The following is a 24,864-nucleotide window of genomic DNA, read 5'->3' as shown; positions in this document are numbered from 1 at the left end:
GGTTCCCTTTCGGACTGTCGGTCGGGGGCTCGGGGTCATTCCGGGTCCCGCAGCCGGTCCGGTTCGCGCAGTCGTTCGGCGAGGAGGCTGACGTCGTACGACTGGCGGGCCATCCAGAACCGCAGGAAGCCGGTGAGGGAGTAGCGCAGGAAGAGCGCCGAGCCCACCACGCCGGAGGCGATTCCGGCGATGCCGAGGGCGAGGCCGTCGTTCTGGACGAGGGGGTCGAGGGTGTTGTGGGTGACCAGGTAGCCGGAGGCGCCGAGGATCACGCCGAGGGCCATCAGGGCTCCGCCGAGGCGCAGCCAGAGGGTGGAGCGAGCGGCGGCGGGGTCGGGGATCTTCAGTTCGGTCAGTTCGCGGACGAAGCGGTCCGCACGTGGCTCGGTGGATGTCATGCGGAACTCCCGAGGTAGAGGGCGGACAGTTCGGCGCGCAACCCGTCGTCGGGGTGGCCCTGCCGTTGGACCTTGCCGCGGACGAGTACGGCGGCGCGGTCGGCGATGTCGAGTACGGCGGCGGCGAACTGCTCGACGACCAGGACGGCCACGCCCTGCCGGGCGATCTCGGCGACCTGTTCGTAGAGGCGGGCGACCACCAACGGGGCGAGGCCCATGGAGAGTTCGTCGAGGAGGAGGACGGCCGGGTCGGTGGCGAGGCCCCGGGCGAGGGCGAGCATCTGCTGTTCGCCGCCGGACATGGTGCCGGCCGGCTGGGAGGCTCGCAGGGCGAGGGCGGGGAAGCGGGTGAACGCGATGTCCTCGATCTCGGCGCGGGTGCGGCCGGTGTAGGTCATCATCAGGAGGTTGTCGCGGACCGAGAGGTTGGGGAACACCCCGCGCCCCTCGGGGATCAGGCAGACTCCGGCGCGGGCCAGGTCGCGCGGGTCGGCACCCGTCATGTCCCGTCCGCCGAGCAGGAGTTGACCCGAGTCGACCGGGTGGACGCCCGCCGCGATCCTCAACGTGGTCGTCTTTCCTGCGCCGTTGGGGCCGAGTAGCGCCACCACCTCGCCGGCGGCGACGCCGAGATCGACTCCGTGCAGGACGGTGATCCGTTCGTGGGCGGCGCGGATGCCGCGCAGTTCGAGTAGCGCGTTCACGCGTCCCCCAGGTAGGCGGCAAGGACCGTCTCGTCGTTGCGGATCACCTCGGGCGGGCCGACGGCGATGACCTTCCCGAGGTCGAGGACGTACACGTCGTCGCACACGCCCATGACGAGGCTCATGTCGTGCTCGACGAGGACGACGGCGGTGCCGTCGTCGGCGAGGGAGCGCAGGAGGGCGGCGAAGCGTTCGGTCTCCTCGGCGTCCTGGCCGGCGGCGGGTTCGTCGAGGAGGAGCACCTTGGGGCGCAGGGCGAGCGCCCGGCCGACCTCGACCAGGCGGCCGACGCCGGTGGGGAGGGTGTCGGGGGCCGTGTCGGCGATGCCGGTCAGGCCGAGGCGCTCGAGGATCTCCTTCACCACGCCTGCCGCGCGCGGCCGTTCGGGGCCGAGTTCGGCGGCGACGAGCAGGTTGTCGTGCACGCTGAGCCGGCCGAACAGCTCCAGGCGCTGGAAGGTGCGGGCCAGTCCGCACTTGGCGCGGGCTGAGGGACGCATCCGGGTGACGTCCCGGTCGTCGAGGAAGACGTGCCCCGACGACGGTCTGCGCAGTCCGGACGCGACGTCGAACAGGGTACTTTTCCCTGCCCCGTTGGGCCCGATGAGCCCGGTGATCCGGCCGGGCTCGGCGGTCATGCCGACCCCGTCCAGGGCCCGGTTCCCGCCGAAGGCGACCGTCACTCCACTAACTCGCAGCGACGCCACGGGCCAGCACCTCCCCGTCCTCCGGGCGCCAGTCACGCCGTACGCCCCACCACTCGACCGGAATCTCCGGCTCGGCCGCCGGGGCCTGCCGGACGCTCGCCCATGTCCGTAGTGCCACTGCCACGACGAGGGCTCCGCCGAGGAAGGTCCAGCCGTTGATGAGGTCACCGAGGCGCAGCAACCAGGCCGTCGCCAGCCAGGCGACGAGTGCCGTGAGCGCGATACGGTCGCGGCCGAGCGGTTCCCACTGGGCCCGGAAGTGGGGCGCTATGCCGTCGGGGTTCTTCCCGAGGCCCATGCCCGCGAGGGCCGGCAGCAGGGCGACCGGGTTCTGGAGCGAGGGCGCCACGGCGACCAGGGCGTTGGTCGGCCCGATGAGCGCCGTACCGGTGAACAGGCCGTTGCCGACCGCGCCGAGGCCGCCGATCACCGCGACCAGGAAGATCGGCAGCCCGGCGATGAGGTTGAACTGGTCGGGGGTGATGGCCCGTTGCTGCATTCCGTAGAGCGCGCCGCCGAGGCCCGCGATGCCCGAGGCCAGCGAGAACACCAGCACCTTGGCGAAGAGGAGGTTGCCGCCGAGGGTGGCGTACGCGGCCTCGCTGTCGCGCAGGGCGATCAGCCGCCGCCCGAACCGGCCCCGCCGCAGCGCCGCCACCCCGATCGAGGCGAGGGCGAGACAGACCGCGGCGAGCACCATCGTCTCCTCCCCGCTGTCCAGTCGCAGCCCGAACAGCGAGGGGCCGGTCACTTCCACCGAGCCCTGGTCGAACAGCACGATCTCGACGCCGAAGACATGGAAGGCGGGCAGGGTGAAGATCCAGCGGTCGAGTACGACGGCGAACGCGGCGGTCCCCAGCGCCAGATACACGCCGGACAGCCGCAGCGCGGGCAGTGCGATCAGCGCTCCGGCCACGGCCGCGACCAGCACCGCGAGGCCGAGGGCCCACAGTTGCCCGTGCGCCCCGAAGTGCGCCCACACGACGGCGCCGATCCCGGCCATGCTCAGCTGGCACAGCGAGATCTGGCCCGCGTAACCGGTCAGGGGGACGTACGAGAGTGCCACCACGCCCAGCGAGAAGATCGGCCCGTACGTGATGAGGTCGGCCTCGCCGAGCATCGACGCCAGGACGACGCCGAAGGCGATGGTGGCGGCGGCGAACACCAGTGTGCCGCGTGCCGTCGGCACCGGGACCGGCGCCAGCCGTCGGTCGCGGCCGCGCAGCCGCCGGTGCGGGAACACCAGCAGGGCGATGAACAGGAGCAGCGCGGGCGCGGCGAGGCGCAGGCCCGGCAGATAGTCGTTCTGGGGCAGGTAGCCGGTGAGATAGCTCTCCGTGCAGCCGATGACGACGGCGCCGATGAAGGTGAGCGGCACACTGCGCAGCCGGCCGAAGACGGCGGCGGTGTAGGCGCTGACGATCAGGAGGGAGAGCTGGGCGGCGTCGAGCGTGACGCTCGGCGCGATCAGGATGCCGCCGAGCGCGGCGAGTTGAGTGCCCAGAATCCAGGCTGCCTTGTTGGCCCGTACGGGATCGGCGCCCGTGAGTCCGACGAGCGCGCGGTCGTCGACGGTGGCGCGCATCTCGGCGCCGGCGCGGGTGCGGTAGAGCAGGATCCGCAGGCCTGCGGCGACGGCGATGGCGACGCCCATGGTGATGGCCTGGTGCCAGGTGACGGCGGCCGGGCCGATGTGGAAGGGGGCCCGGTCGTCGAAGAAGGCGGGCAGGGGCCGGGCCACGTTCGGGTCCCAGATCCAGCGCGCCACCCCAATGAGGCCACTCAATAGTGCGACGGTCATCACCAGTCGTTCCGCTTCCCCCAGCGCCTGGACAGGCCGCAGGATGAAGCGTTCGACAAGGAGACCGAACGCCGGGGCGAGCAGGAGCAGTACGACAGCCAGTGCGAGCGGCACCGGCCAGCCCCAGCCGACGGTGAGCTGCCAGTAGGTGAACGCCGAGAGCATGCCTGCGGCGCCATGGGCGAAGTTGAAGACGCCAGTGGTGGTGTAGGTGAGCACGAGACCGCTGCCGATGACCGCGTAGATCGCGGCAGTGCTGAGGCCGACGATCCCGAAGGTGAGGAACTGGTCCATGACGCGCCGCCACTCGATGCCGGGGTAGGCCGACTGAGTGTCCCCCTCTCTAGGGCTGGAAACTAGCTTCTCACTTAGCGAGAATCAACCATTCGGACAATGCTGGGAGAAACGATGACCGGACAGCGCAGGGGAACCTCGATCGCCATGACGGAGTCGGAACGGGACGCGTTTCTGCGCGCCCAGCCCGTGTGCCGGGTGGCGACGGTCGGGGCGGGCGGGCACCCCCATGTCAGTGCCCTGTGGTTCGTGTGGGACGGGACGGCCCTGTGGCTGAACTCGCTGGTCCGCAGCCAGCGCTGGACCGACCTCGACCGCGACCCGAGGCTCAGCGTGATCGTCGACGACGGCGGCGCCGACTTCATGCAACTGCGGGGCGTGGAGTTGAAGGGCAGCGTCCAAGTGGTCGGCGAGACACCCCGGAAGGGGGCTCCCGTGGACGAACTCCGCGAGCCGGAAAGGCTGTTCGCGGACAAGTACGCGGGCGGCAAGGACTTCCCGTACGACGGGCGGCACGCATGGCTGCGGGTGACGACGGAGAAGGTGGTGAGCTGGGACTTCTCGAAGCTGCGGAAGGACCGTTGACGCTCCCACCCCCGCCGTGAGAACCTTCCACTCTCCATAAGAGAATGGAATTCTCAATGTCCACTGACGACCTGATGGAGATCCAGCAACTGCTGGCCCGGTACGCGGTGTACATCACCCAGGGCGACCTGGACGGGGTGCTCGCGGTCTTCACCCCCGACGGGACCTACAGCGCCTTCGGGGACACCTACGCCCTCGACGAGTTCCCCGCGCTGGTCGCGGCGGCCCCCAAGGGGCTCTTCCTCACCGGGACCGCCGTGGTCGAGCCGGGCGCGGACAAGGACTCCGCGTCCGGCACCCAGCCGCTGTGCTTCGTCGACCACTCCACCCACGACCTGCGCATCGGCTACTACAACGACACGTACGTGCGCACCGCCGACGGCTGGCGGCTGCGCACGCGCGCCATGACGTTCATCCGCCGCAGCGGCGCGCACGACTCGGGCCGCCCGCACGCCTACCAGCGCCCGGGGACATGAACGTCACCGAGTTCCGCGCCGACCTGCGGCGCTGGCTCGACACGAACGACCTCTCCCCCGGCCCCGACGACTCGCTCGACGCGCAGGTCGCACAGCTCGCCCGGGTCCGGCGCGCGCTGTACGAGGTGGGGTGGATGCGGTACGGATGGCCCGCCGAGGTGAGGGGGCTCGGCGGGCCCGCCGTACTGCGCGCGGTACTCGGCGAGGAGGTCGCCACCCGGGGCCTGGCCGAGCCGGGGATCTACTCCATGGTCGAGGTGCTGGCCCCGACGATGATCTCGTACGCGCGTCCGGAACTGGCCGCCGAGATGGTCCCGCGGCTGCTCGGCGGCCGGGAGCAGTGGTGCCAGGGCTTCTCGGAACCGGGTTCGGGCAGCGACCTCGCCTCGCTCACCACCAGGGCCGTCCCCCGGGGCGACGACTGGGTGGTGACGGGCCAGAAGGTGTGGACGAGCCTCGCCCAGTACTCGGCCCGCTGCGTCCTGCTCACCCGCACGGCTCCCGGCCACGCGGGCATCACCGCGTTCTTCGTCGACATGGACACCCCGGGGATCACTGTCCGGCCGCTGCGCACGATGCACGGTGTGGACGAGTTCGCGGAGGTGTTCTTCGACGACGTGGTCGTCCCCGGCGACCGGATGCTGGGCCGTCCTGGCGACGGCTGGCAGCTGGCGATGGACCTGCTTCCGCACGAGCGCTCGACGTGCTTCTGGCACCGGATCGCCCATCTCTACACGCGACTCGACCACTTGTTGGAGCAGACGCCCGCACCGGACTCCGCCCAGGACGACGACGCCCTCGGCGCCGCCTATCTCGCCCTGCACACGGCCCGCTGCCGCTCCCACGCGACGCAACGGCGCCTGGCGGAAGGGGAGCACCTGGGGCCGGAGACCTCCGTCGACAAGGTCCTGCTGGCCACGGCGGAGCAACAACTCTTCGACACCGTACGGGACTTGCTGCCCGGTGTGCTGGAGCTGACGGAGACGTCGTGGCGGTCGGAGTACCTGTACTCACGCGCGGCGACCATCTACGGCGGTACCGCCGAGATCCAGCGGAACATCATCGCGCGCCGGTTGCTGAACCTCGGGAAGGATTAGCGATGGACGCCGCCGAACAGGATCTGCTGGCCGAGACGCTCCGCAAGACGATGGCGACGGCGACGGGTCCGGCGCTCGACTCGGCACTGACCGACCTCGGTTGGGCCGACCTGTTGACGGAGGCGCCCGAGGTCGCGGTCCCGCTCGTGTTCCGGCTCCTCGGCGAGACGGGCGCCCACGCCTCGCTCCTCAACGACGTCGTGCTGCACGCGGCGGGCCGACCGCTCGGGGGTGCGCTGCCGTTGCCGTACACGGGCGGCTCGTGGGCGGTGTGGGAGCACGGTGAGAGCAGGACGGCCGGTGTCTCTCTCGACGGTGAACTTCCCTTGCATGTCAGCCCTGTCGGGGATCCTGTTCCGCTCGGCGCGGGTCGGCGGGCGCTCGGCTGGTGGTTGCTGGGCACCGGGCGGGCGATGCTCGCGTCGGCCCGTACGCATGTGCTGGACCGGGCCCAGTTCGGCCGGCCCCTCGCCTCCTTCCAGGCGGTACGGCACCGGCTGGCGGAGACGCTCGTCGCGCTCGACGGCGCCGAGGCGACCCTCGTGGCCGCCGCCGACGACCTCGGTTCACTGCTGGCCAAGGCCGCGGCCGGGCGGGCGGCGCTGACGGCGGCCCGGCACTGTCAGCAGGTCCTGGGCGGGATCGGCTTCACCGCCGAGCACGATCTGCACCGGCATGTCCGACGGGTGCTCGTGCTGGACGGACTGCTGGGCAGCGCAAGGGAGTTGACGCGGGAGGCGGGGGCGCTCGTACGGGAGGGGCGGTCGGCTCCTCGGCTGGTTCAGCTCTGACACTCTCTCTTTCTCACCTTGGGAGCCACTGTGACGGATCTCTGGAGTGACCTGCTCGCCTGCCTCGAACTCCGCGCAGCTGAAGGGGACTTGGCGTTCGAAGGGGCCAACCAGCGCCTAGGCTACCGCCGGTTGTTCGGCGGGCAGTTGCTGGGCCAGTTCGTGCGGGCGGGCTCGTCGGCCTGCCCGGACAAGGCGGTGAAGTCCGTACACGCCCTCTTCGCACGCGAGGGACGGCCAGACGAGCCCGTCCGTTACGAGGTGACGCGGCATCACGAGGGTTCCACCTTCGCGACGTTGGGGATCGTCGCCCGCCAGTCCCACGGCGTCATGGCCACCGCGTCGGTGTCGATGCACGTCCTCGAAGACGGCCAGGACCATCAGGTGCCGTTCCATGTCCCCGCCGTACCCGGCGAGGAACACGCGGTGGATCTGAATCTGCTGCCCTGGGACACCCGTGCGGTCACCGACCTGGACACCCCCAAGTCGGAGGCGCCGGAGTACGAACTCTGGATGCGGACCCCGGCCGTCGCGCCCGAACTGACCCCGGCCCTCACGGCGTACGCCACCGATCTGACTCTCATCGGCACTGCTCTGCGCCAGGTCGAGGGGGTCGGCCAGTACGACGCGAACAAGGTGTTCACCTCGGCCGTGACGGCACACACCGTGCGCTTCCACCGCCCCTTCCGGACCGACTCCTGGCTGCTCCTGCGCCAGCACAGCCCCCTTGTGGCGCACGGTCGTTGCTACGGACACGGTGACGTACTCACCCAAGAGGGCTCCCTGGTCGCCTCGTACGCCCAGGAAGCCCTGCTCCGCTTCAAGAACTGACCGGACGCCGGCTCACGGCGCCGGTACCTCGATCACCGTCGCCGAGCCCATCCCGCCGCCCGCGCACATGGCGGCGACGCCGATCCCGCCGCCGCGCCTGCGCAGTTCGTGCACGAGGGTGACCAGCATGCGCGCGCCCGTCGCGGCGACAGGGTGGCCGAGTGAGCAGCCGCTGCCGTTCACGTTGACGTGGTCCGGGTCGAGGCCGAGTTGTTTGACTGCGGCCACGGGTACGACGGCGAAGGCCTCGTTGATCTCGTAGAGGTCGACGTCGGAGAGTGAAAGCCCGGCGCGTTTCAGGGCTTTGGGGATCGCGGTCACCGGGGCGAGGCCCATGTCGGCGGGGTCCACGCCGACGGACGCCCACGCCCGGACCGTACCGAGCGCCGGGAGGCCGAGGCGGTCGCTGGCGATGACCAGGGCCGCCGCGCCGTCGTTCGCGCCGCCCGCGTTGCCCGCCGTGATGCTGAAGCCCTCGATCTCCGGGTGGAGCGGCTTCAGCGCGGCCAGCCGATCCGCGCTCGTGTTCCGGCGCGGGTGCTCGTCGACGGAGAACAGGCCGTGCGGGGTGTCGATCGGGCGGAGTTCGGCGTCGAAGCGGCCCTCGTCGATGGCGCGTACGGCGTTCCGGTGCGAGCGCAGCGCCCAGTCGTCCATCTCGGCGCGGCTGATGCCCGCCCGGACGGCCGTGTTCCAGCCGACGGTGATCGACATGTCGGTGTTGGGGGCGTCCGGCTTGGCAGGGTGCGTCGGCGACATCCAGGGTTCCCACTCGCCGTCGACCTTGGTCACCGAACGCGGGGACGTGGAGGCCGAGTTGACGCCGCCGGCGATGACGAGTTCGTCCATGCCTGCGCGGATGCTCGCCGCCGCGCTCTGCACGGCGGCCTGCCCGGCGGCGCAGTGCCGGTTGTGGGCGAGTCCGGGAACCCAGGTGAGGCCGGTGGTCACGGCCGCGTGCCGGGCGATGACACCGCCGCCGTACAGGCCCTCGCCGAGGACGATGTCGTCGATGAGGGCTGAGTCCACGCCCTCCGTGGCGGCTGCCGCGGCGACGATGTGATGGGCGAGGTCGAAGGCCGTGGTGTCGCGCAGGGTGCCCTTGAAGGCGGTGCCGACGGGAGTGCGCAGGGCGGACACGATGACTGCTTCAGGCATGGGTGGTCTCCAGGTCGGCGAGCAGGGTGCGGCGCAGCAGCTTTCCGGTGTCGGTCTTCGGCAGTTCGGCGCGGAAGACGACGGTGTCGGGCGTCTTGGCGGAGCGCAGACGGTCCCTCACCCAGGCGCGGATCTCGTCCGGGTCGCCCTCCCCGACGAGCACGGCGACGATCCGGTGCCCCCATTCGGGGTCGGGCAGCCCGATCACGGCCGCCTCGACGATGCCGGGATGGGTGAGGAGTACGTCCTCGATCTCGGCCGGGGCGATGTTCTCGCCACCCCGGATGATGGTGTCGTCGGCGCGCCCCTCGATGAACAGATAGCCGTCGGCGTCGAGCCGCCCCCGGTCCCGGGTGGCGAACCAGCCGTCGCCGTCGAGCGCGTCGGGGCGACCGCCGTATTCGCCGGAGATCTGCTCCCCGCGCACGAACACCAGCCCGGTACGCCCGACTTGGGCCGCCTCCTCGTCTTCCTCGGCGCGGATCTGGATCTCGACTCCGGGCAGCGCCCGCCCCACCGAACCGAGCCGGTCGCGCACCGCCGGTTCGTCGGACACCAGCGCCTCGCGGTGGTCGTCGGGGCCGAGTACGGCGATCGAGGACGCTGTCTCGGTGAGGCCGTACGCGTTCACGAACCCGGTGTCCGGGAAGGCCCGCAGCGCCCGTTCGACGACGGGTCGCGGGGTGCGGGCGCCGCCGTACGCGAGGCTGCGCAGGGTCGGTGTCCCGGCGGTGGCGCCGTCGGGGACCTCGGCGACGATCCGGGCCAGCATCGTCGGGACGACCAGCGCGTGGGTGACGCGTTCGCGTCGGACCGTGGCCAGCCAGTCGGGCGCGTCGAAGGCCGACTGGTACACGATCCGGCGCCCCGAGTAGAGGTTCGTCAGCAGGTTCATCAGACCGGCCACGTGGTACGGAGGCACCGCCACGAGCGTCGCGGCGTCCGGCTCGGCCGACCCGAACTCCTGGGTGTTGAACACGTAGGCGAGCAGATGGCGGTGGCGCAGCAGGGCCGCCTTGGGCTCGGCCGTCGTACCGCTGGTGTAGAGCACGACAGCGACGGCGTCCTGGTCGTCGGGGGCCGACTCGTCCCCCTCTACCTGCTCGACCAAGAGGAGTGCGTCGAGGTCGGCGGGGCGGAGCACCAAGGCGCCCGGGTGGCGGTCGAGGAGCCGGGCCAACTGGTGTTCACCGAGGCGGTAGTTGAGGGGGATGAAAGGGACTCCCGCCAAGGCCGCGCCGAACAGGGCGACGGGGTAGGCGAGATGGTTGGCGCCCAGATACAGGACGGCCGAACGGTGCCGGAAGCGGTGCGCGGCGGCCCGGGCGCGGTCCAGCAACTCCGAGGCGGTCAGGGAACGGTCGTCCGCCGTCACCACCACCCGGTCTCCGGCCGAGGTGGCCATCTCCAGAATCATGGTTATATTCATGAGAATGCTATTCTCATCTCACTAGAGCCCTGCTTGCAAGAGAGGAAAACCTTGATGCAGATCAGTGGCAGCTCGGCAGTCGTCGTCGGTGGGGCGGGAGGCCTGGGCGAGGCCACCGTCCGCCGGTTGCACGCGGCGGGAGCGAAGGTGGTCGTGGCCGATCTCGCCGACGAGAAGGGCAAGGCGCTGGAGCAGGAGCTGGGCGTGCGCTACGTCCGCACGGACGCCACCTCCGAGGAGGACGTCCTGGCGGCGCTGGCCGAGGCCGAGTCGGCGGGCCCGCTGCGCATCTCGGTGGACTGCCACGGCGGCCCGGCGAGCGGCGGCCGGCTGATCGGCAAGGACGGTACGCCGATCAGCCTGGAGGGCTTCAGGACAACGATCGAGGTCTATCTGACCGGCGTCTTCAACGTGCTGCGCCTGGCGGCCGCCGCGATCGCCAAGCAGGAGCCGACAGAGGACAGCGGCCGAGGGGTTGTCGTCAACACCGCTTCGATCGCCGCGTACGAGGGCCAGATCGGCCAACTCCCGTACGCGGCGGCCAAGGGCGGCGTCGTGAGCATGACGCTGGTGGCCGCCCGTGATCTGTCCCCGCTCGGCATCCGGGTCGTCACCATCGCCCCCGGCACCTTCCTGACTCCCGCCTACGGCAAGGCGGGTGACCAGTTGGAGGCCTACTGGGGGCCCCAGATCCCGCATCCCCGGCGGATGGGCCGCTCCCCCGAGTACGCGGCGCTCGTCGAGCACATCTGCGAGAACGACTATCTGAACGGCGAGGTCATTCGCCTCGACGGAGCACTCAGGTTCCCGCCGAAGTGAGCAGCGCAGAGGGGTCGTTGAAGGGGAAGGTCGCGTTCGTCGCCGGGGCCAGCCGGGGCATCGGGCGGACGGTCGCCGTGGCTCTGGCGGAGGCCGGGGCGTCGGTGGCGGTCGCCGCGCGGTCCGAGGAGGCGGGTCGGCTGCCCGGGACGATCCACTCGGTCGCCGACGGGATCACGGAGGCGGGTGGCCGGGCGCTCGCGGTGCCCTGCGACGTGAGCAGCGAGGAGTCGGTGGAGGCTGCCGTGGCGGCGACTGTCGCCGAGTTCGGCGGTATCGACATCCTGATCGCCAACGCCGGGGTGCTGTGGCTCGGCCCGGTCGAGTCCACCCCGCTCAAGCGCTGGCAGCTCTGTCTGGACGTCAATCTGACGGGTGTCTTCCTGGTCACCAAGGCCGTGATTCCGTACGTCCGGGAGCGCGGGGGCGGTTCGCTGGTGGCCGTGACGACCAGCGGGGTCGGGATGACCGACCGGGGTGCCAACGCGTACTGGGTGTCCAAGGCCGCCGTCGAGCGGCTCTATCTCGGGCTCGCCACGGATCTGCGGGCCGACAACATCGCCGTCAACTGCCTGGCCCCGTCCCGGATCGTCCTGACGGAGGGGTGGCAGGCGGCGGGCGGTGGCCGGAAGATCCCGCCGGAGATGGTGGAGCCCCCGGAGGCGATGGGCCGGGCCGCGGTGCTGTTGGCCGGGCAGGACGCGGGCGGGATCACAGGGACCGTACAGCGGTCGGAGTCGGTCGGCTGAGGAGAGCATGCCGGTTGCCAACTGCTGGCCCTTGTGCAGCAGTTGGCAACCGATACATCAGGTGTGAACGCCTACCGGCCCGCTTGTCCCCGCACAGCCGCGCAGGCACCGCCGTCGATCAGCAGGTCGATGCCGGTGACGAAGCTCGCCTCCGCCGACAGCAGGAAGGCGACCCCGGCGGCGACCTCCTCGGCGTGGCCCGGGCGGCCGGTCGCGGACCCGCGTACGAGCGCGTCCATGGCGGGCTGCTTCGCGGCCTCCTGGCGGCCCTGCGGGGTGTCGATGACGCCGGGCGAGACCGAGCAGATCCGGGCGCCGAGCGGGCCGAGCCGCAGCGCTTCCCGTCGTACGAAGCGGTGTACCCCGTGTTTGGCCCAGGCGTAGGCGGTGCCGGGGTCCTCGACGGCCGGTCCCAGGACGTCGTGGAGCCGGTCGAGGAAGGCGTCGTCGAGCGGGTCGTCCAGGACGGCCGCCACGGCCGGATCCGCTTCCAGGTTGCCGAGCAGCGGGGCCATCGAGGCGAAGCACACCATCGCCGTGCCCTCCGTGGCCAGCGGGCGCAGCGCCTCCGCGAGCAGCGCGGTGCCGACCAGGTCGACGGCGAAGATGCTGCGCCAGTCGGCCATCGTGGGTGAGATGCCGGCGGCGTGGGCGACGGCGCGCAGGGTGCCGAGTTCGGCTGTGCGGGCGGCGAGCCGGGCCATGCCGTCCCGGTCGGTGACGTCCAGGACGAACGGCTCGACGGCCGCGCCCCCGTCGGCAGCGGTCAGTTCCTTCGCCGCCTCTGTCACCGTCTCCTCGTCGCGGTCGACGAGGAGCAGCGTGTCCACCGTGCCGGTCATCCGCCGCGCGCACGCCAGTCCCATTCCGCGTCCGGCACCCGTCGCGATTCCCACCGTGGTCACTTCGCGCCGCCTCCGTCCGCCCAGAACTTCTCCAGCATCGGCTGTGCCGCCCGGTCCACGAGTTCGACGAGCACGCCGTCCGGGCCACGTACGAAGGCGAAGTCGGAGCCGGTGGAGCCGATCCGGGACGCCTCGACGGTGTAGCCGAGGTCGGCGAGTCCGGCGCAGTCCGCGGCGACGTCGTCGGACCAGTAGCCGACGTGGTGGACGCCCCCGCCGGGTGCCGCTTCCCAGAGAGTGCCGGGGATGTTCCGGATGATCTCCAGCCGGGGTGAGGTCCGCGAGTACACACAGCTGAGCCGGACGACGGCGTCGCCGGTCGGCAGCAGCATGGTCAGCGGTCCGGAGATCTCCGCGCACCACTCGTATCCGAACGCCGCCGACAGGCCAGCCAGCGTCCCCTCGAAGTCCTCGGCGACGATGCCGAGATGGAACTGATCCTCGCCCCTCATGACTCCCCCACCGCATCGCCGTGCTCGCCCAGTCGGGGCGGCGGCCCGTAGTCGGGCTCGTGGCCCGCGATCCGTACGGGGCTGCGGACCAACCGGTAGTCCCCCGCCGTCACCACGGCCTCGGGCGTGGCGGCCAGCGCCTCCGGGAGCGTGCGTACGGCGGCGGCCGGTACGCCCAGGGGCCGCAGCCGGGACTCCCAGGCGGCGGCGGTGTCGGCGGCCAGGGCCCGTGTCACCGCGTCCAGCACCTCTTCCCGCCGCGCCGCCCGCTCGGCCATCGTCGGAAAGCCCTCGACGCCCGCCTCGGCCGCGAAGGACTTCCAGAAGCCGTCGTGGGTGATGAACAGCGCCAAGTGGCCCTCGGCGGTGGGGAAGAGCTGTGCCGGTACGTAGTAGGAGTGCGCGCCGAGCGGGAGGCGCCGTGGCTCGGTGCCCTCGTTGAGGTAGGCCGAGGCACGGTAGTTGAGCTGCGACAGCATGACATCCCGCAGGGAGACGTCGACTTGGCCGCCGCGACCCGAGACGATCTGCGCGAGCAGGCCCAACGCCGCTGTGAGGCCGGTCGAGTTGTCGGCGGCGGAGTAGCCGGGCAGCGTCGGCGGGCCGTCGGGATCGCCGGTGAGCGCGGCGACGCCGGTGGCCGCCTGGACGACGTAGTCGAAGGCGGGTTCGTCTCCCGTCGACAGCCCGAAGCCGGTCAGCGCGACACACACGATCCGCTCGTTCCACTTCCGCAGCGCCTCGTAGGTCAGCCCCAGCCGGTGGATCGCCGACGGCTTGAGGTTGACGAGCAACGCGTGGGCGCCGGCAACGAGTTCACCGAGCCTGTCCTGTCCCGCCCCGGTCGTCAGATCCAGGCAGACGCTGCGCTTGCCCCGGTTGAGGCTGGCGAAGTAGGCGTCGCTCACCTGCCGCGAGATGTCCCCGCCGGGCGGCTCGATCTTCGTGACCTCGGCTCCGAGGTCGGCGAGCATCATCGTGGCGTAGGGGCCCGCCAGCATATGGCCGACCTCCAGGACGCGGATGCCCTCAAGTGGCCCTGGCGTCATCGGACTTCCACCGCCAGCGCCGCGAGCATCTCCCGCGTACGGCGCTTGGAGGCGACCAGTTCCTCCCTGCCCTCGCCGATCGGCAGCAGCCGTACGGAGAGGTCGGTGACTCCCGCGTCGGCGAAGCGACGGAAACGGGCCAGGATGGCGGCCTCGTCGCCGGCCGCGCACAGGTCTCCGATGTCCTGGGCGTCGCCGTACTCCAGCAGACGCTGGTAGTTGGGCGAGATCTCGGCCTCGCCGAGGATGCGGTTGGCGCGCTCACGGGCCGCGTCGACCTCCGTCGGACGGCACAGACAGACCGGGATGCCCGCGACGATCCGGGGCGCCGGGCGGCCCGCGCCCTCGGCGGCCTTGGTGATGCGCGGGACGACGTGGTCGGACACCGCTCGTTCGTCGGCCATCCACAGCACGGTGCCGTCGGCGCGCTCGCCCGCGAGGGCCAGCATGACCGGGCCGAGTGCGGCGATCAGGACGGGCAGCGGGCCGACCGGGCCGAGGTCGAGCGGGTTGTGCACGGTGAAGGTGGCGTTCTCGACGTCGACCGGGCCGGGGCCGTGCAGAGCCGCGTCCAGGACGTCCAGGTAGTCACGGGTGAACGCGGCCGGCTTCTCGTACGGCAGTCCGAGCATGTCCCGCACGATCCAGTGGTGCGAGGGGCCGACGCCCAGCGCCAGCCGTCCTCCCCCGGTCGCCGCCTGCGCGGACAGCGCCTGGCGGGCGAGGGCGATCGGATGCTGGGCCTGGAGCGGTACGACCGCCGTCCCGATCTCGATCCGTTCGGTCCGCGCACCCATCAGCGCCACGGCCGTCAACGCGTCGAAGTCCGTGGGTATTTGAGGCACCCACGCGGTGTCGAGGCCCGCCTGCTCGGCCCACGTCACGTCGTCGATCATCCGCGCGACCTTGCGCGCGGAATCCCCACGCTCCGGCCCGATCATCACACCGACCCGCACAGTGCCTCCAGGTACGACAGGTATCGAGAGCTATCGACAGGTGTCCAGCTACAGACAGGTCCCGGGGCTCATGAACCGGTGGCCGCGCTCCCCGTCAGCGCCCGCATCTCCGCCACCAGCACATCGAGCGGCGTACCGGTCGGGAAGACCGCCGCCGCGCCCGCCGCCCGCATCCGGGGTACGTCGGCCGGCGGGATGGTGCCGCCCACGACGACGGCGATGTCGTCGGCCCCGGCGGCCCGCAGCGCCTCGACCACCCGGGTGGTGAGGGCGAGATGCGCGCCGGAGAGGATGCTGAGCCCGACCACGGCCACGTCCTCCTGGACCGCGGTCGCCACGATGGTGTCGACGCGCTGACGGATGCCGGTGAACACGACCTCGAAGCCGGCGTCACGCAGTGTCCGCGCGACGATCTTGGCCCCCCGGTCGTGACCGTCCAGGCCGGGCTTGGCGACCAGGATCCGTGCGGCGGCGCCCATCAGAACACCACCGGCTGCTGGAACTCGCCCCAGACCGCCTTCAGCGCGGCGACCATCTCCCCCACCGTGCAGTAGGCGTTGGCGCAGTCGATCAGTACGGGCATCAGGTTCTCCGTCCCGTCCGCCGCGCGCGCCAGCCGGGCCAGTTGCTCCCGTACGAGGGCGGCGTCCCGCGTGGCCTTCACATCGGCGAGCCGCTTGAGCTGCCGGTCACGGCCCTCCGCGTCCAGTTCGTAGGTCGCGAGGTCCGGCGGTGGCTCGTCGGAGACGAAGCGGTTGACGCCGACGACCGGGCGCGTGCCCGCCTCGACGTCCAGGTGCAGCTGGTAGGCCTCGTCGGCGATCAGCCCTTGCAGATAGCCGTCCTCGATGGCGCGGACCATGCCGCCGTACCGCTCCAGGTCGTCCATGATCTCGACGATCCGTGCCTCGGTGGCGTCGGTGAGCGCCTCGACGAAGTACGAACCGCCGAGCGGGTCCGCGACCCGGGTCACGCCGGTCTCGTGGGCGAGGATCTGCTGGGTGCGCAGGGCCAGGGTCGCCGAGTCCTCGCTGGGCAGCGCGAACGGCTCGTCCCAGGCGGCCGTGAACATCGACTGGACGCCGCCGAGTACGGAGGCCAGCGCCTCGTACGCCACCCGGACGGTGTTGTTCTGGGCCTGGGGCGCGTAGAGCGAGGCTCCGCCGGCCACGCAGCCGAAGCGGAACATGGACGCCTTGTCGCTCGTGGCGCCGTACCGCTCCCGCACGATAGTGGCCCAACGCCGCCGCCCCGCACGGTACTTGGCGATCTCCTCGAAGAAATCGCCGTGTGTGTAGAAGAAGAAGGAGATCTGCGGAGCGAACTGATCAACCGTCATCCGGCCGCGCTCCAGCACCGTGTCGACGTACGTCACCCCGTCGGCGAGCGTGAACGCCATCTCCTGCACGGCGTTGGCGCCCGCGTCCCGGAAGTGCGAACCGGCGACCGAGATCGCGTTGAACCGGGGTACCTCGGCGGCGCAGAACTCGATGGTGTCCGCGATCAGGCGGAGGGAGGGCTGGGCGGGCCAGATCCAAGTGCCCCTGGACGCGTACTCCTTGAGGATGTCGTTCTGGATCGTGCCGGTGAGTTTCGCTCGCGGCACACCCTTTCGTTCGGCGGCGGCGACGTAGAAGGCAAGGAGGATCGCCGCCGTGCCGTTGATGGTGAAGCTGGTGCTGATCTTGTCGAGGGGGATGTCCTCGAAGAGAATCTCCGCGTCGGCGAGGGTGTCGAGGGCGACGCCGACGCGGCCGACCTCCTCGGTCACTTCGGGGTCGTCGGAGTCGTAGCCGCACTGGGTGGGCAGATCGAGGGCCACCGACAGTCCCGTACCGCCCTGTTCGAGCAGATAGCGGTAGCGGCGGTTGGACTCCTCGGGCGTGCCGAAGCCGGAGTACTGGCGCAGTGTCCACAGCCGTCCCCGGTAGCCGGTCGCGTAATTGCCGCGCGTGAAAGGGTAGTTGCCCGGCTCGGGGGGTTCGCCGCTCAGGTCGGCGGGTCCGTAGACCGCCTGGAGCGGGATGCCTGAGGCCGTTTCGTGCGGTTGGGTCATCGCAGCTGGTCCTTCATCACCTTGCCGGTGGCGTTCAACGGCAGTTCTTCGAGGAACTCCACGGACCGGGGCGCCTTGAACCCGGCCATCCGCTTACGGCTCCAGGCGATCAGTTCGTCCGCCGAGACGGGCCCGCTGCGGACGACGTACGCCTTGCCGACCTGCCCGAGCCGCTCGTCCGGTACGCCGATCACGGCGGCCTGGGCGACGGCCGGGTGTTCGAGGAGGAAGCCCTCGATCTCCGCCGGGTAGGCGTTGAAGCCGCCCACGATGAACATGTCCTTCTTGCGGCCGACGATCCTCAGGTGCCCCCGGTCGTCGAGGGTGCCGAGGTCTCCGGTGTGCAGCCAGCCGTCCGCGTCGATGGTCTCGGCGGTGGCGGCGGGATCGTCGAGGTAGCCGCGCATGACGCTGTAGCCCCGGATCAGGACCTCGCCGTCGGCCGCGACGCTCACCTCGACGCCCTCGCAGGGGGTGCCGACCGTCGTCGCGATGTCCTCGAAGGAGTCGCCGGGGCGCGAGGCGGTGGCCGTGCCCGCCTCGGTCAGGCCGTACCCGGTCATGATGTGCTGGAACGGCAGGTCGCTGACGATCCGGCGGATCAGCTCGACCGGAATGTCGGCGGCGCCCGTCACCGCCACCCGCAGCGAGGAGAGGTCGTGCCGGTCCCCCGCCGCGAGGAGCGAGTGGTAGAGCGTGGGCGGACCGGGCAGGACCGTCACCTTCTCGCGTTCCACCAGGCCCAGGACGCGGTCCACGTCGAAGACGGGTACGGGGAGGATGGTCGCGCCCCGGATCAGGGAGGCGATACAGCCCGCCTTGTAGCCGAAGATGTGGAAGAACGGGTTGACGATCAGATAGCGGTCGCCCTCCCGCAGGGTCGCCAGGTCGCACCACTCCCCGTACAGCCGGAGCGTCTGGGCGTGGGTCATCAGGACGCCCTTGGGCCGCCCGGTGGTCCCCGAGGTGAACGTGATGTCGCTGACGTCGTCGCCGCTGACCGCCCGCTCGAACGGCGAACCGCTCGCCAGGAAGCCCGACTTGAGGTCGATCACGGGCACGCCCGGCGGGCCCTCGAAGTCCAGCCCGAGGAAACCCGCCTCCACGAGGACGAGTCTGGCACCGCTGCGGCGGACGATGTCGTGGGCCTCGTCCGCCTTGAACCGGGTGTTGACCGGGACGAGCACCCCGCCGGCGGTGAGCAGTCCGAAGGCGGCGACGATCCACTCGGCGGAGTTGGGCGCCCAGATCGCGACCCGGTCGCCCCTCCCGATCCCGGCCGCGGCGAAGGCGCCCGCAGCAGTACGGACCCGGTCGACCAACTCGGTGAAGGTGAGCCTGAGTTCGCCGTCGACGACCGCTTCGGCGTCACCGAAGCGGTCGGCCGCGCTCAGCACCATCCGCGGGATGGTCTCCCACTTCATTCCGGGATCAGCCTGGAGAGGTTGCCGCCCATGATCTTGGCCTGGTCCGTGACGCTCAGGTGCTGGATGGCGTCGACGTAACTCTGCGGCTGGGCCAGGCCCTCGGGGTGCGGGTAGTCCGAGCCGAACAGCACCCGGTCCACGCCCATGAGTTCGACGAGGTCACCGAGGTCGTCCTCGTAGAACGGGCTGACATGGATGCTGTCCTTGACGGCCTGCACCGGGTCGCCGAGGAACTCGTGCGGCATCTTCTTGTAGACGTCGCGGAGTTGGTCGAGCAGCGGCGCCACCCAGGAGGAGCCGTTCTCGATGAGCGCGATCTTCAGCCCCGGGACCCGGAACAGCGCGCCGTGACACACCCAGGCCGCCACCGCGTCCTGGATGGGCCGCCACTCGGACACCGCGCGGAAGGCGTTGGGCTTGAACGGGAGCATCTCGTTGGTCCCGCCCTCCCAGTCGCTGGTGTACCGGGCGTAGCCGCTGTCCGAGGAGTGCATCGCCACGAGGACGCCGGTCTCGACGACGCGCTTCCAGAACGGGTCGAACTCGGGTGAGGCGAAGGAGCGCGAGCCGCCGTAGCCGGGCACCGGGGCCGGGCGCACCAGGATCGCCTTGGCCCCGCGCTCGACCGCCCAGTTCAGCTCCGCGATCGCCTTTTCGACGATGGGCAGGGTGATGACCGGGGTGGTGAGGATGCGGTCCTTGTAGTTGAAGCCCCATGTCTCGTGGAGCCACTCGTTGAGGGAGTGGATCACCGCGTGGATCAGTTCGGGATCGTCCCGCATCCGCTCCTCGATGAGGCTGGCGAGCGTCGGGAACATCAGCGTCCGCTGTACGCCCAGCTCGTCCAGCAGCTCCAGCCGGGGCCCCGGTTCGCGAAAGGCGGGGATGGAGCGCATCGGCTCGCCGAAGATCTCGCGGCGGGTCTTCCCGTCCGGGTTGCCGAACTTGAAGTAGTCCTCCATCGCCCCTGGCCGGGCGACCACCTCGAAGGTGGGGTTGGGGATGTACTCACTGATCTGCCCCCGGATCGCGATCTTCGTACGGCCGTTCACCTGCACGTACTGGATCGCGCCCGCGTATTGCTTGGGGAGGTGCCTGGTCAGCGCCTCTTCGGTCTCGTACAGGTGGTTGTCCGCGTCGAAAAGCGGATACGGCAGCTCGCGCGACGGCATTGAGATCCTCCTTCGCAGATTGCGAGAATCTTATTCTCACTTCTTGTGGCCCGCAATGTCCTTGCGGAGAACGAACTTCTGAACCTTGCCGCTGGCGGTGCGCGGGAACTCGTCGACGACGTGCAGTTCCTCCGGCCACTTCTGCCGGGCGAGGCCCTCGCGGTCGAGGTGGGCGCGCATCTCGTCGAGCCCGGGCGCGGGGTGACCGGGTTTCAGCCGCAGGACGGCCGCCGCGTGTTCGCCGAGCCGCTCGTCGGGGGCGGCCACCACCGCGGCCTCGGCCACGGCCGGCAGGGCGAGCAGCACCTCCTCGACCTCCAGGGCACCGATGTTCTCGCCGCCCCGGATGATGATGTCCGCCTTGCGGTCGGTGATCGTGAGATAGCCGTCGCCGTCGATGACCCCGATGTCGCCGGTGCGGTACCAGCCGTCGATGTCGAAGGCCCGCCCGGTCAGCGCGGGGTCGGTGTAGCCGAGGCAGAGATCCGGTCCCCGGCTGAGGATCTCGCCGTCCTCGGCGAGCCTGACCTCGACTCCGGGGAGGGAATCACCGTCGGTGTAGAGCCGCTTGGCCTCGGGCGCGGTGTGGCGGGAGCCCGTGATCGAGGGGTGCTCGGTGCTGCCGTACGAGCGGAAGACCGTGATACCGAGCGCCGCCAGCCTGTTGGTGACGGCGGCCGGGACCGCCGAGCCGCCGAGGCCCGCGTACTTCATGCGGGCGAGGTGGGCGGGGGTGAAGTCGGGGTGGTCGAGGAGGCTCGTCATGTAGTACGCGGCACCGCCGCCGACCGTCAGCCCGTCGCTCTTCATGAGGCTCAGCGCGGCGCCGGGGTCCCAGGTGTCGGCGAGGTTGACCGGACTTCCGTCCAGGACCGGGATGAGGAAGGCGTTGATCATGCCGATGAAGTGGCCGACTGGCGCCGAGGTGAGCTGGCTGCCCCGGTCCGGCGGGTAGAGCCCTGCGAGTTGGCGGGTCTCGAAGCCGAGGGTCTGGTGGCTGTGCACAACTCCCTTGGGATCACGGGTCGTTCCGGAGGTGAACGCGATCAGGGCAGGGCCCGCCGGGTCCGTCGGGAGGACCCCGGAGAGGGGTTCGTCGGCGAGCAGGTCGTCGAAGTCCCGTCCGACGACACCGACCACCGGCACGTCCGCGCTCAGGTCGGGTCGGTGTTCGAGGTGGCCGAAGCGGGCGGCGGTGACGAAGACGCGCGGCCGGACGGCGTCCAGGATGTAGCCGACCTCCTTGCGCCCGTAGAAGTGGACGACCGGCACGACGACCGCGCCGAGGAAGGCCGACGCCCAGAAGACCGCCGCCGCCTCCATCCAGTTGGGCAGCTGGAAGGCGACCACGTCACCGGGACCCACTCCGCGCGCCTTCAACCCGGCCGCGAGCCGACGCGCGACACGCTCCACGTCGGCGAAGGTGCCCACCCAGGGCCGTACCGCCGAGTGCACGCGGAACTCCGTGTCGGGGGCGGCTGCCAGACCACGAGCCAGCAGGTCGCCGAGCGTGTCGCGGGTCCACCAGCCCTCCGCCTCATAGCGCTTGGCCAGTTCGGCGGGGACCGTGCGTGTGGGGATGGTTCGCATCGCGGGAACTCCCTCCCTTGTAACGAGAATTGCACTCTCGCAGAGGGAGAAGGTAAATTCCATACATGGTACGAGACCACGGTTTCCACCCGGTCCGGATCAAGCGGATCGTCCAGGAGACAGCCGACACGCGCACCTATGTGCTCGACGCCCCCTTCCCCTATCGCGCCGGGCAGTTCCTGACGGTACGAGCGTGCGGCACCCTGCGGAGCTACTCGATGTCGAGTTCCCCGGACACCGACAGCGAGTTGACGACCACGGTGAAGCGGGTGCCGGGGGGTCTGGTGTCGAACTGGATGCACGACCACCTCGCCCCCGGCGACCTCATCGAGACCACGTCTCCGGCAGGGGTCTTCTGTCTGCGCGAGGGGACGACACCGCTGGTCGCCCTCTGCGGAGGCAGCGGCGTCACACCGGTCCTCTCGCTCGTGAAGACCGCGCTGGCCACGACCGGACGGCGGGTCCGGGTCCTGGCCGCCGACCGGGACGCGGACTCGGTCATCTTCCGCGACACGCTGTCCGAGCTGGCCGAACGGCACCCGGGCCGGTTCGAGATCCGCCACCACCTCGACGACGCCCAGGGGCTCGTCACCGGCGCCGAGATACAGGCGTTCGTCGGGGACGACCTGGACGCGGACTTCTATCTCTGCGGTCCCGCACCGTTCATGGAGCTGGCCGAGAGCACGCTTCTCGCGCAGGGGGCCGACACCGGGCAGATCGTCGCGGAACGCTTCACTCCGGCGCCCGAGGCACCCGGTGAGCCCGCCGAAGCCGTACCGGAGACCGGTGGCGGCACGGTCACCGTCGTCCTCGCCGGAAAGCGGCGCACGGTCGACCAGCATCCCCGCGAGTCCCTGCTGGAGAGCGCCCGCCGGGCCGGCCTCATGCCGCCCTTCTCCTGCGAGATGGGCAACTGCGGCACCTGCATCGCCCGGCTCACCGAGGGCGAGGCCAAGATGCGCGTCAACAACGCCCTGGACGACGACGAGGTCGCCGAGGGCTGGGTCCTGACCTGCCAGGGCGAACCGGTGACCCCGCACGTCACCGTCGAGTACGAGAGCTGAGTACGAGGACTGACGCCCGCGCCCCACCGACCGAAGAGGCACACATGGTTGATCTCGAACTCGAACTGGACGAGGGCCTGGCGGTCATCACCATCAACCGCCCGCACGCCCGCAACGCCATCGCACCGGCCACCATGGACGAGCTGGACAAGGCCCTCGACGCGGCGGCGGGCGCGCGGGCCCTGGTCATCACGGGCGCCGGCGAGAAGGCCTTCGTGTCGGGCGGCGACCTCAAGGAACTGGCCGCGATCCGCACCGAGGACGAGGCGCTCGCGATGGCCCTGCGGATGCGCGGCGTCTGCGACCGGCTCGCCGCGTTCCCCGGACCGGTGATCGCCGCCCTCAACGGGCACGCCTTCGGCGGCGGCGCCGAGGTCGCGGTGGCCGCCGACATCCGGGTCGCGGCCGACGACATCAGGATCGGCTTCAACCAGACGGCCCTGGCGATCATGCCCGCGTGGGGCGGCGCCGAACGGCTCGCCGCACTGGTCGGCAGGGGCCGCGCGCTCCTGCTCGCCGGCAGCGCGCAGATCCTCGCCGCCCCGGAGGCCGAACGCCTCGGCCTGGTGGACCGCGTACTCCCCCGGTCCGCCTTCGAGGAGGGCTGGCGCACGCTGGCCCGCACACTCGCCACCCGTCCGGCACAGGAGATCAAGCGGGTGGTGTCGGGAGACCTGACGGCGGACGAGGCGGCCCACGCCTTCGCCCGGCTGTGGGTGTCCGACGAGCACTGGCAGGCAGCGGAAAGGGTGATGTCCCGTGGATGACACACGAGTTGAGACCGCAGGCGGATACGGCGCCGCCGGGGTTGCCACAGAGGCGGACACCGACCGCCCACCCGCGCCCGCGCAGCCCGACTCGACCGATACACGAGGGGTGGAACCCGATGCGAGGGCAACCGGCCCGGCACGGACCCGAGTTGCGACCGCACGCCGATCCGGCGGCCCCGCCGTCCTGACGCAAGCCCGCACCGAGCGCCCGCGCACCCCGGCCGAACCCACCCCCGCCCAGCCCGACTTGACCGACGTCCGCACCGAACCGGGTGGCACGGCGGACGAACTCGGCCCCGTGCGCGTCGAGTCGAGCCCGATCGGGCCGATCGTCCGCCCTTCGGACCCCACCGATCTCGTGATCCTCTATCTCCACGGCAACGGGCACCTCTCCGGCACCCCGGAGTCGGCGCTCGACCTCGCCGAGCGGCTCGCGTTGCGGACCGGCGCGGTGGTCGTCTGTCCGCGCTACCGCAGCTCGTTCCCGGGCGCCCTGGACGACGTACACGCGGTGTACGACTCCTGTCGGGCCCGGGGTCCGGTGGCGCTGGCCGGGGAGCGGCTCGGGGGCGGGCTCGCGGCCTCGCTGCTGGTGCGGTTGCGGGACATGGGGGCGGCGGCGCCGCAGTGCGCGGTGCTCGGGTCGGCGCTGCTCGATCTCACCCTGGACGCGCCGAGCCTGTTGTTCAACGCGGCGGCCGAGCCCTCCTTCGACGTCGACGAACTCCGACTGCGCGCCGCTCTCTACGCGGCCGGCACCGAGCCGACGAACCCGCTGCTCAGCCCGTTGCACGCCAATCTGCACGGGCTGCCGCCGGTGCAGCTGCTGGTCGCGGGCACCGATCCGCTGCTGGACGACTCGCTGGGGTTCGCCGCACGGGCGGCCCGCTCCGGGGTCACCGTGGATCTGCGGGTCCGGGAGGACGCGGAGCGGCTGCGGCCCGAGGCGGTGGCGGCCATGGCCGGGTTCATTCTGGCGTGGACCCGATCAGAAGGGTCATCACGTCCCGCATGATCTCGGGATAGTCGGACTGCTCGTCGTCCAGCAGCCACTGGAGCTGCATCCCGTCGAGCATCGCGACCAGGGCGCTCGCCGCGGCGCGCGGGGTGAGGCCGCTGGGCAGTCTGTCGCCGTAGAGCTTGGTCAGATGGGCGACGGTGTTGTCCTGGATCGATCGGTAGTGGTCGTGGCAGAACGCGTGGGCGGGGTCGTCCCCGATGATCCCCTCCGCGATCAGCACGCTGTGGATCTGGACGAGGCCGGCGTTCTGGTGGTCGTACGCGACGACGTCGGCGACCAGGCTCGGCAGGTCCTCGTACGCGTGGCCCGCCAGGTGTTCGCGGGCGAGGTCCTCGCGGCGCTGGAGGAGGGCGTGCAGCAGGCGCTTCTTGCTGGGGAAGTAGTGCAGGACACCCTGCCGGGTCAGGCCCGCTCGTTCGGCGACCGCGTCGATGGAGGTCCTTCTGTAGCCGCGCTCGGCGAACACCTCCAGGGCAGCACCCAGGATCTCCTCGCGCCGGGTCGTCGTCTCCACGCGTCACCCTCTCCGCCGCTGGCACACCGATGTGACAGTACGGTCACCA

26 protein-coding genes are annotated in these 24,864 nt (G+C 71.0%); 10 read left to right on the top strand and 16 right to left on the bottom strand.

Annotated elements, in window-relative coordinates; all coding sequences use genetic code 11:
* Nucleotides 1-35 precede the first annotated feature (35 nt).
* From OG787_RS49065 to OG787_RS49050, 4 genes are read right to left on the bottom strand one after another with little or no spacing between them, the layout of a single operon-like run.
* Entirely contained in the window at nucleotides 36-398 is a 363-nt protein-coding gene (locus OG787_RS49065) for a hypothetical protein (RefSeq protein ID WP_405539961.1), read from the bottom strand.
* Nucleotides 395-1,102 (bottom strand): ABC transporter ATP-binding protein, encoded by a 708-nt coding sequence (locus OG787_RS49060; protein WP_369031651.1) that lies wholly within the window; start codon nucleotides 1,100-1,102, stop codon nucleotides 395-397. The genes OG787_RS49065 and OG787_RS49060 overlap by 4 nt, the downstream gene beginning before the upstream one ends.
* Entirely contained in the window at nucleotides 1,099-1,809 is a 711-nt protein-coding gene (locus OG787_RS49055) for an ABC transporter ATP-binding protein (RefSeq protein WP_405539959.1), read from the bottom strand. The genes OG787_RS49060 and OG787_RS49055 overlap by 4 nt, the downstream gene beginning before the upstream one ends.
* Nucleotides 1,790-3,904, bottom strand: a complete 2,115-nt coding sequence (locus tag OG787_RS49050) for an ABC transporter permease subunit (protein ID WP_369031653.1) — start codon at nucleotides 3,902-3,904, stop codon at nucleotides 1,790-1,792. Before OG787_RS49050 ends, OG787_RS49055 begins: the two co-directional genes overlap by 20 nt.
* Before the next feature lie 114 nt (nucleotides 3,905-4,018).
* On the opposite strand from OG787_RS49050, the gene OG787_RS49045 reads away from it, so the two are divergent.
* Genes OG787_RS49045 through OG787_RS49025 form a run of 5 tightly spaced genes read left to right on the top strand, consistent with a single transcriptional unit; the run spans nucleotide 4,019 to nucleotide 7,684 of the window.
* Nucleotides 4,019-4,489 (top strand): pyridoxamine 5'-phosphate oxidase family protein, encoded by a 471-nt coding sequence (locus OG787_RS49045; protein WP_369031654.1) that lies wholly within the window; start codon nucleotides 4,019-4,021, stop codon nucleotides 4,487-4,489.
* Between the two features lie 56 nt (nucleotides 4,490-4,545).
* Nucleotides 4,546-4,965, top strand: a complete 420-nt coding sequence (locus tag OG787_RS49040) for a nuclear transport factor 2 family protein (protein WP_369031655.1) — start codon at nucleotides 4,546-4,548, stop codon at nucleotides 4,963-4,965.
* The gene (locus tag OG787_RS49035; protein WP_405539957.1) at nucleotides 4,962-6,062 is read left to right on the top strand and encodes an acyl-CoA dehydrogenase family protein; all 1,101 of its coding nucleotides are present in this window, start codon (nucleotides 4,962-4,964) and stop codon (nucleotides 6,060-6,062) included. The genes OG787_RS49040 and OG787_RS49035 overlap by 4 nt, the downstream gene beginning before the upstream one ends.
* A gap of 2 nt (nucleotides 6,063-6,064) precedes the next feature.
* A complete protein-coding gene (locus OG787_RS49030; RefSeq protein ID WP_405539956.1) occupies nucleotides 6,065-6,853 on the top strand; it encodes an acyl-CoA dehydrogenase family protein in 789 nt (262 codons plus the stop codon).
* 30 nt (nucleotides 6,854-6,883) lie between these two features.
* Nucleotides 6,884-7,684 (top strand): acyl-CoA thioesterase, encoded by an 801-nt coding sequence (locus OG787_RS49025; RefSeq protein WP_405539954.1) that lies wholly within the window; start codon nucleotides 6,884-6,886, stop codon nucleotides 7,682-7,684.
* Between the two features lie 12 nt (nucleotides 7,685-7,696).
* Here the strand turns inward: OG787_RS49025 and OG787_RS49020 are convergent, their stop codons facing one another.
* Nucleotides 7,697-8,842, bottom strand: a complete 1,146-nt coding sequence (locus OG787_RS49020) for an acetyl-CoA C-acyltransferase (protein WP_369031659.1) — start codon at nucleotides 8,840-8,842, stop codon at nucleotides 7,697-7,699.
* Entirely contained in the window at nucleotides 8,835-10,259 is a 1,425-nt protein-coding gene (locus tag OG787_RS49015; protein ID WP_405539953.1) for a class I adenylate-forming enzyme family protein, read from the bottom strand. Before OG787_RS49015 ends, OG787_RS49020 begins: the two co-directional genes overlap by 8 nt.
* A gap of 66 nt (nucleotides 10,260-10,325) precedes the next feature.
* Between OG787_RS49015 and OG787_RS49010 the strand changes: the two genes are divergently transcribed.
* Both OG787_RS49010 and OG787_RS49005 read left to right on the top strand, forming a co-directional pair.
* A complete protein-coding gene (locus OG787_RS49010) occupies nucleotides 10,326-11,090 on the top strand; it encodes an SDR family oxidoreductase (protein ID WP_405539952.1) in 765 nt (254 codons plus the stop codon).
* Nucleotides 11,087-11,839, top strand: a complete 753-nt coding sequence (locus OG787_RS49005) for an SDR family NAD(P)-dependent oxidoreductase (protein ID WP_405539951.1) — start codon at nucleotides 11,087-11,089, stop codon at nucleotides 11,837-11,839. Before OG787_RS49010 ends, OG787_RS49005 begins: the two co-directional genes overlap by 4 nt.
* 71 nt (nucleotides 11,840-11,910) lie before the next feature.
* Here the strand turns inward: OG787_RS49005 and OG787_RS49000 are convergent, their stop codons facing one another.
* From OG787_RS49000 to OG787_RS48960, 9 genes are all read right to left on the bottom strand, one after another.
* Nucleotides 11,911-12,744, bottom strand: a complete 834-nt coding sequence (locus OG787_RS49000) for an SDR family oxidoreductase (protein WP_405539949.1) — start codon at nucleotides 12,742-12,744, stop codon at nucleotides 11,911-11,913.
* Complete coding sequence (locus OG787_RS48995) at nucleotides 12,741-13,196, bottom strand: VOC family protein (RefSeq protein ID WP_369031664.1); 456 nt, start codon at nucleotides 13,194-13,196, stop codon at nucleotides 12,741-12,743. The genes OG787_RS49000 and OG787_RS48995 overlap by 4 nt, the downstream gene beginning before the upstream one ends.
* Nucleotides 13,193-14,245, bottom strand: a complete 1,053-nt coding sequence (locus OG787_RS48990) for a CaiB/BaiF CoA transferase family protein (protein ID WP_369031665.1) — start codon at nucleotides 14,243-14,245, stop codon at nucleotides 13,193-13,195. The genes OG787_RS48995 and OG787_RS48990 overlap by 4 nt, the downstream gene beginning before the upstream one ends.
* Complete coding sequence (locus tag OG787_RS48985) at nucleotides 14,242-15,186, bottom strand: TIGR03564 family F420-dependent LLM class oxidoreductase (RefSeq protein ID WP_405540799.1); 945 nt, start codon at nucleotides 15,184-15,186, stop codon at nucleotides 14,242-14,244. Before OG787_RS48985 ends, OG787_RS48990 begins: the two co-directional genes overlap by 4 nt.
* A gap of 83 nt (nucleotides 15,187-15,269) precedes the next feature.
* On the bottom strand, nucleotides 15,270-15,680 hold the full coding sequence (locus OG787_RS48980) for a cobalamin B12-binding domain-containing protein (protein ID WP_369031666.1): 411 nt from the start codon (nucleotides 15,678-15,680) through the stop codon (nucleotides 15,270-15,272).
* A complete protein-coding gene (locus OG787_RS48975) occupies nucleotides 15,680-17,257 on the bottom strand; it encodes a methylmalonyl-CoA mutase family protein (RefSeq protein WP_369031667.1) in 1,578 nt (525 codons plus the stop codon). The genes OG787_RS48980 and OG787_RS48975 overlap by 1 nt, the downstream gene beginning before the upstream one ends.
* Nucleotides 17,254-18,681, bottom strand: coding sequence for a FadD3 family acyl-CoA ligase (locus OG787_RS48970; protein ID WP_405539947.1), 1,428 nt, complete (start codon nucleotides 18,679-18,681; stop codon nucleotides 17,254-17,256). Before OG787_RS48970 ends, OG787_RS48975 begins: the two co-directional genes overlap by 4 nt.
* Nucleotides 18,678-19,856, bottom strand: coding sequence for an amidohydrolase family protein (locus OG787_RS48965; RefSeq protein WP_369031669.1), 1,179 nt, complete (start codon nucleotides 19,854-19,856; stop codon nucleotides 18,678-18,680). The genes OG787_RS48970 and OG787_RS48965 overlap by 4 nt, the downstream gene beginning before the upstream one ends.
* 36 nt (nucleotides 19,857-19,892) lie before the next feature.
* Entirely contained in the window at nucleotides 19,893-21,446 is a 1,554-nt protein-coding gene (locus OG787_RS48960; protein WP_405539945.1) for an AMP-binding protein, read from the bottom strand.
* Between the two features lie 65 nt (nucleotides 21,447-21,511).
* Between OG787_RS48960 and OG787_RS48955 the strand changes: the two genes are divergently transcribed.
* The 3 genes from OG787_RS48955 to OG787_RS48945 are packed head-to-tail and all read left to right on the top strand — an operon-like array spanning nucleotide 21,512 to nucleotide 24,295.
* The gene (locus OG787_RS48955; protein WP_405539944.1) at nucleotides 21,512-22,510 is read left to right on the top strand and encodes a 2Fe-2S iron-sulfur cluster-binding protein; all 999 of its coding nucleotides are present in this window, start codon (nucleotides 21,512-21,514) and stop codon (nucleotides 22,508-22,510) included.
* A gap of 44 nt (nucleotides 22,511-22,554) precedes the next feature.
* Nucleotides 22,555-23,277, top strand: coding sequence for an enoyl-CoA hydratase/isomerase family protein (locus OG787_RS48950; protein ID WP_405539942.1), 723 nt, complete (start codon nucleotides 22,555-22,557; stop codon nucleotides 23,275-23,277).
* Nucleotides 23,270-24,295, top strand: a complete 1,026-nt coding sequence (locus OG787_RS48945) for an alpha/beta hydrolase fold domain-containing protein (protein WP_405539941.1) — start codon at nucleotides 23,270-23,272, stop codon at nucleotides 24,293-24,295. The genes OG787_RS48950 and OG787_RS48945 overlap by 8 nt, the downstream gene beginning before the upstream one ends.
* Here OG787_RS48945 and OG787_RS48940 read toward each other — a convergent pair.
* Nucleotides 24,249-24,815 carry a TetR/AcrR family transcriptional regulator gene (locus OG787_RS48940; RefSeq protein ID WP_369031674.1) on the bottom strand — a complete coding sequence of 189 codons (567 nt, stop codon included), beginning with the start codon at nucleotides 24,813-24,815 and terminating at the stop codon, nucleotides 24,249-24,251. The two genes, OG787_RS48945 and OG787_RS48940, sit on opposite strands and share 47 nt — an antisense overlap.
* Nucleotides 24,816-24,864 lie beyond the last annotated feature (49 nt).

This window comes from Streptomyces sp. NBC_00075, from assembly GCF_045041225.1.
Taxonomy (GTDB): Bacteria; Actinomycetota; Actinomycetes; order Streptomycetales; family Streptomycetaceae; genus Streptomyces; species Streptomyces adonidis.
The sequence above is the reverse complement of the archived record's forward strand: the minus strand, read 5'-3'. Positions and strand labels throughout refer to the sequence as shown.

Excerpts from the sequence above, each read along its gene's own strand:
- OG787_RS48955 (WP_405539944.1), top strand. The coding sequence starts at position 21,512 with ATGGTACGAGACCACGGTTTCCACCCGGTCCGGATCAAGCGGATCGTC.
- OG787_RS48960 (WP_405539945.1), bottom strand. The coding sequence starts at position 21,446 with ATGCGAACCATCCCCACACGCACGGTCCCCGCCGAACTGGCCAAGCGC.
- OG787_RS48985 (WP_405540799.1), bottom strand. The coding sequence starts at position 15,186 with ATGATCGGGCCGGAGCGTGGGGATTCCGCGCGCAAGGTCGCGCGGATG.
- OG787_RS48950 (WP_405539942.1), top strand. The coding sequence starts at position 22,555 with ATGGTTGATCTCGAACTCGAACTGGACGAGGGCCTGGCGGTCATCACC.
- OG787_RS49035 (WP_405539957.1), top strand. The coding sequence starts at position 4,962 with ATGAACGTCACCGAGTTCCGCGCCGACCTGCGGCGCTGGCTCGACACG.
- OG787_RS49015 (WP_405539953.1), bottom strand. The coding sequence starts at position 10,259 with ATGATTCTGGAGATGGCCACCTCGGCCGGAGACCGGGTGGTGGTGACG.
- OG787_RS48990 (WP_369031665.1), bottom strand. The coding sequence starts at position 14,245 with ATGACGCCAGGGCCACTTGAGGGCATCCGCGTCCTGGAGGTCGGCCAT.
- OG787_RS49020 (WP_369031659.1), bottom strand. The coding sequence starts at position 8,842 with ATGCCTGAAGCAGTCATCGTGTCCGCCCTGCGCACTCCCGTCGGCACC.
- OG787_RS49040 (WP_369031655.1), top strand. The coding sequence starts at position 4,546 with ATGTCCACTGACGACCTGATGGAGATCCAGCAACTGCTGGCCCGGTAC.
- OG787_RS48975 (WP_369031667.1), bottom strand. The coding sequence starts at position 17,257 with ATGACCCAACCGCACGAAACGGCCTCAGGCATCCCGCTCCAGGCGGTC.
- OG787_RS48965 (WP_369031669.1), bottom strand. The coding sequence starts at position 19,856 with ATGCCGTCGCGCGAGCTGCCGTATCCGCTTTTCGACGCGGACAACCAC.
- OG787_RS49050 (WP_369031653.1), bottom strand. The coding sequence starts at position 3,904 with ATGGACCAGTTCCTCACCTTCGGGATCGTCGGCCTCAGCACTGCCGCG.
- OG787_RS49010 (WP_405539952.1), top strand. The coding sequence starts at position 10,326 with ATGCAGATCAGTGGCAGCTCGGCAGTCGTCGTCGGTGGGGCGGGAGGC.
- OG787_RS48970 (WP_405539947.1), bottom strand. The coding sequence starts at position 18,681 with ATGAAGTGGGAGACCATCCCGCGGATGGTGCTGAGCGCGGCCGACCGC.
- OG787_RS49030 (WP_405539956.1), top strand. The coding sequence starts at position 6,065 with ATGGACGCCGCCGAACAGGATCTGCTGGCCGAGACGCTCCGCAAGACG.
- OG787_RS49065 (WP_405539961.1), bottom strand. The coding sequence starts at position 398 with ATGACATCCACCGAGCCACGTGCGGACCGCTTCGTCCGCGAACTGACC.
- OG787_RS48995 (WP_369031664.1), bottom strand. The coding sequence starts at position 13,196 with ATGAGGGGCGAGGATCAGTTCCATCTCGGCATCGTCGCCGAGGACTTC.
- OG787_RS48980 (WP_369031666.1), bottom strand. The coding sequence starts at position 15,680 with ATGGGCGCCGCCGCACGGATCCTGGTCGCCAAGCCCGGCCTGGACGGT.
- OG787_RS49045 (WP_369031654.1), top strand. The coding sequence starts at position 4,019 with ATGACCGGACAGCGCAGGGGAACCTCGATCGCCATGACGGAGTCGGAA.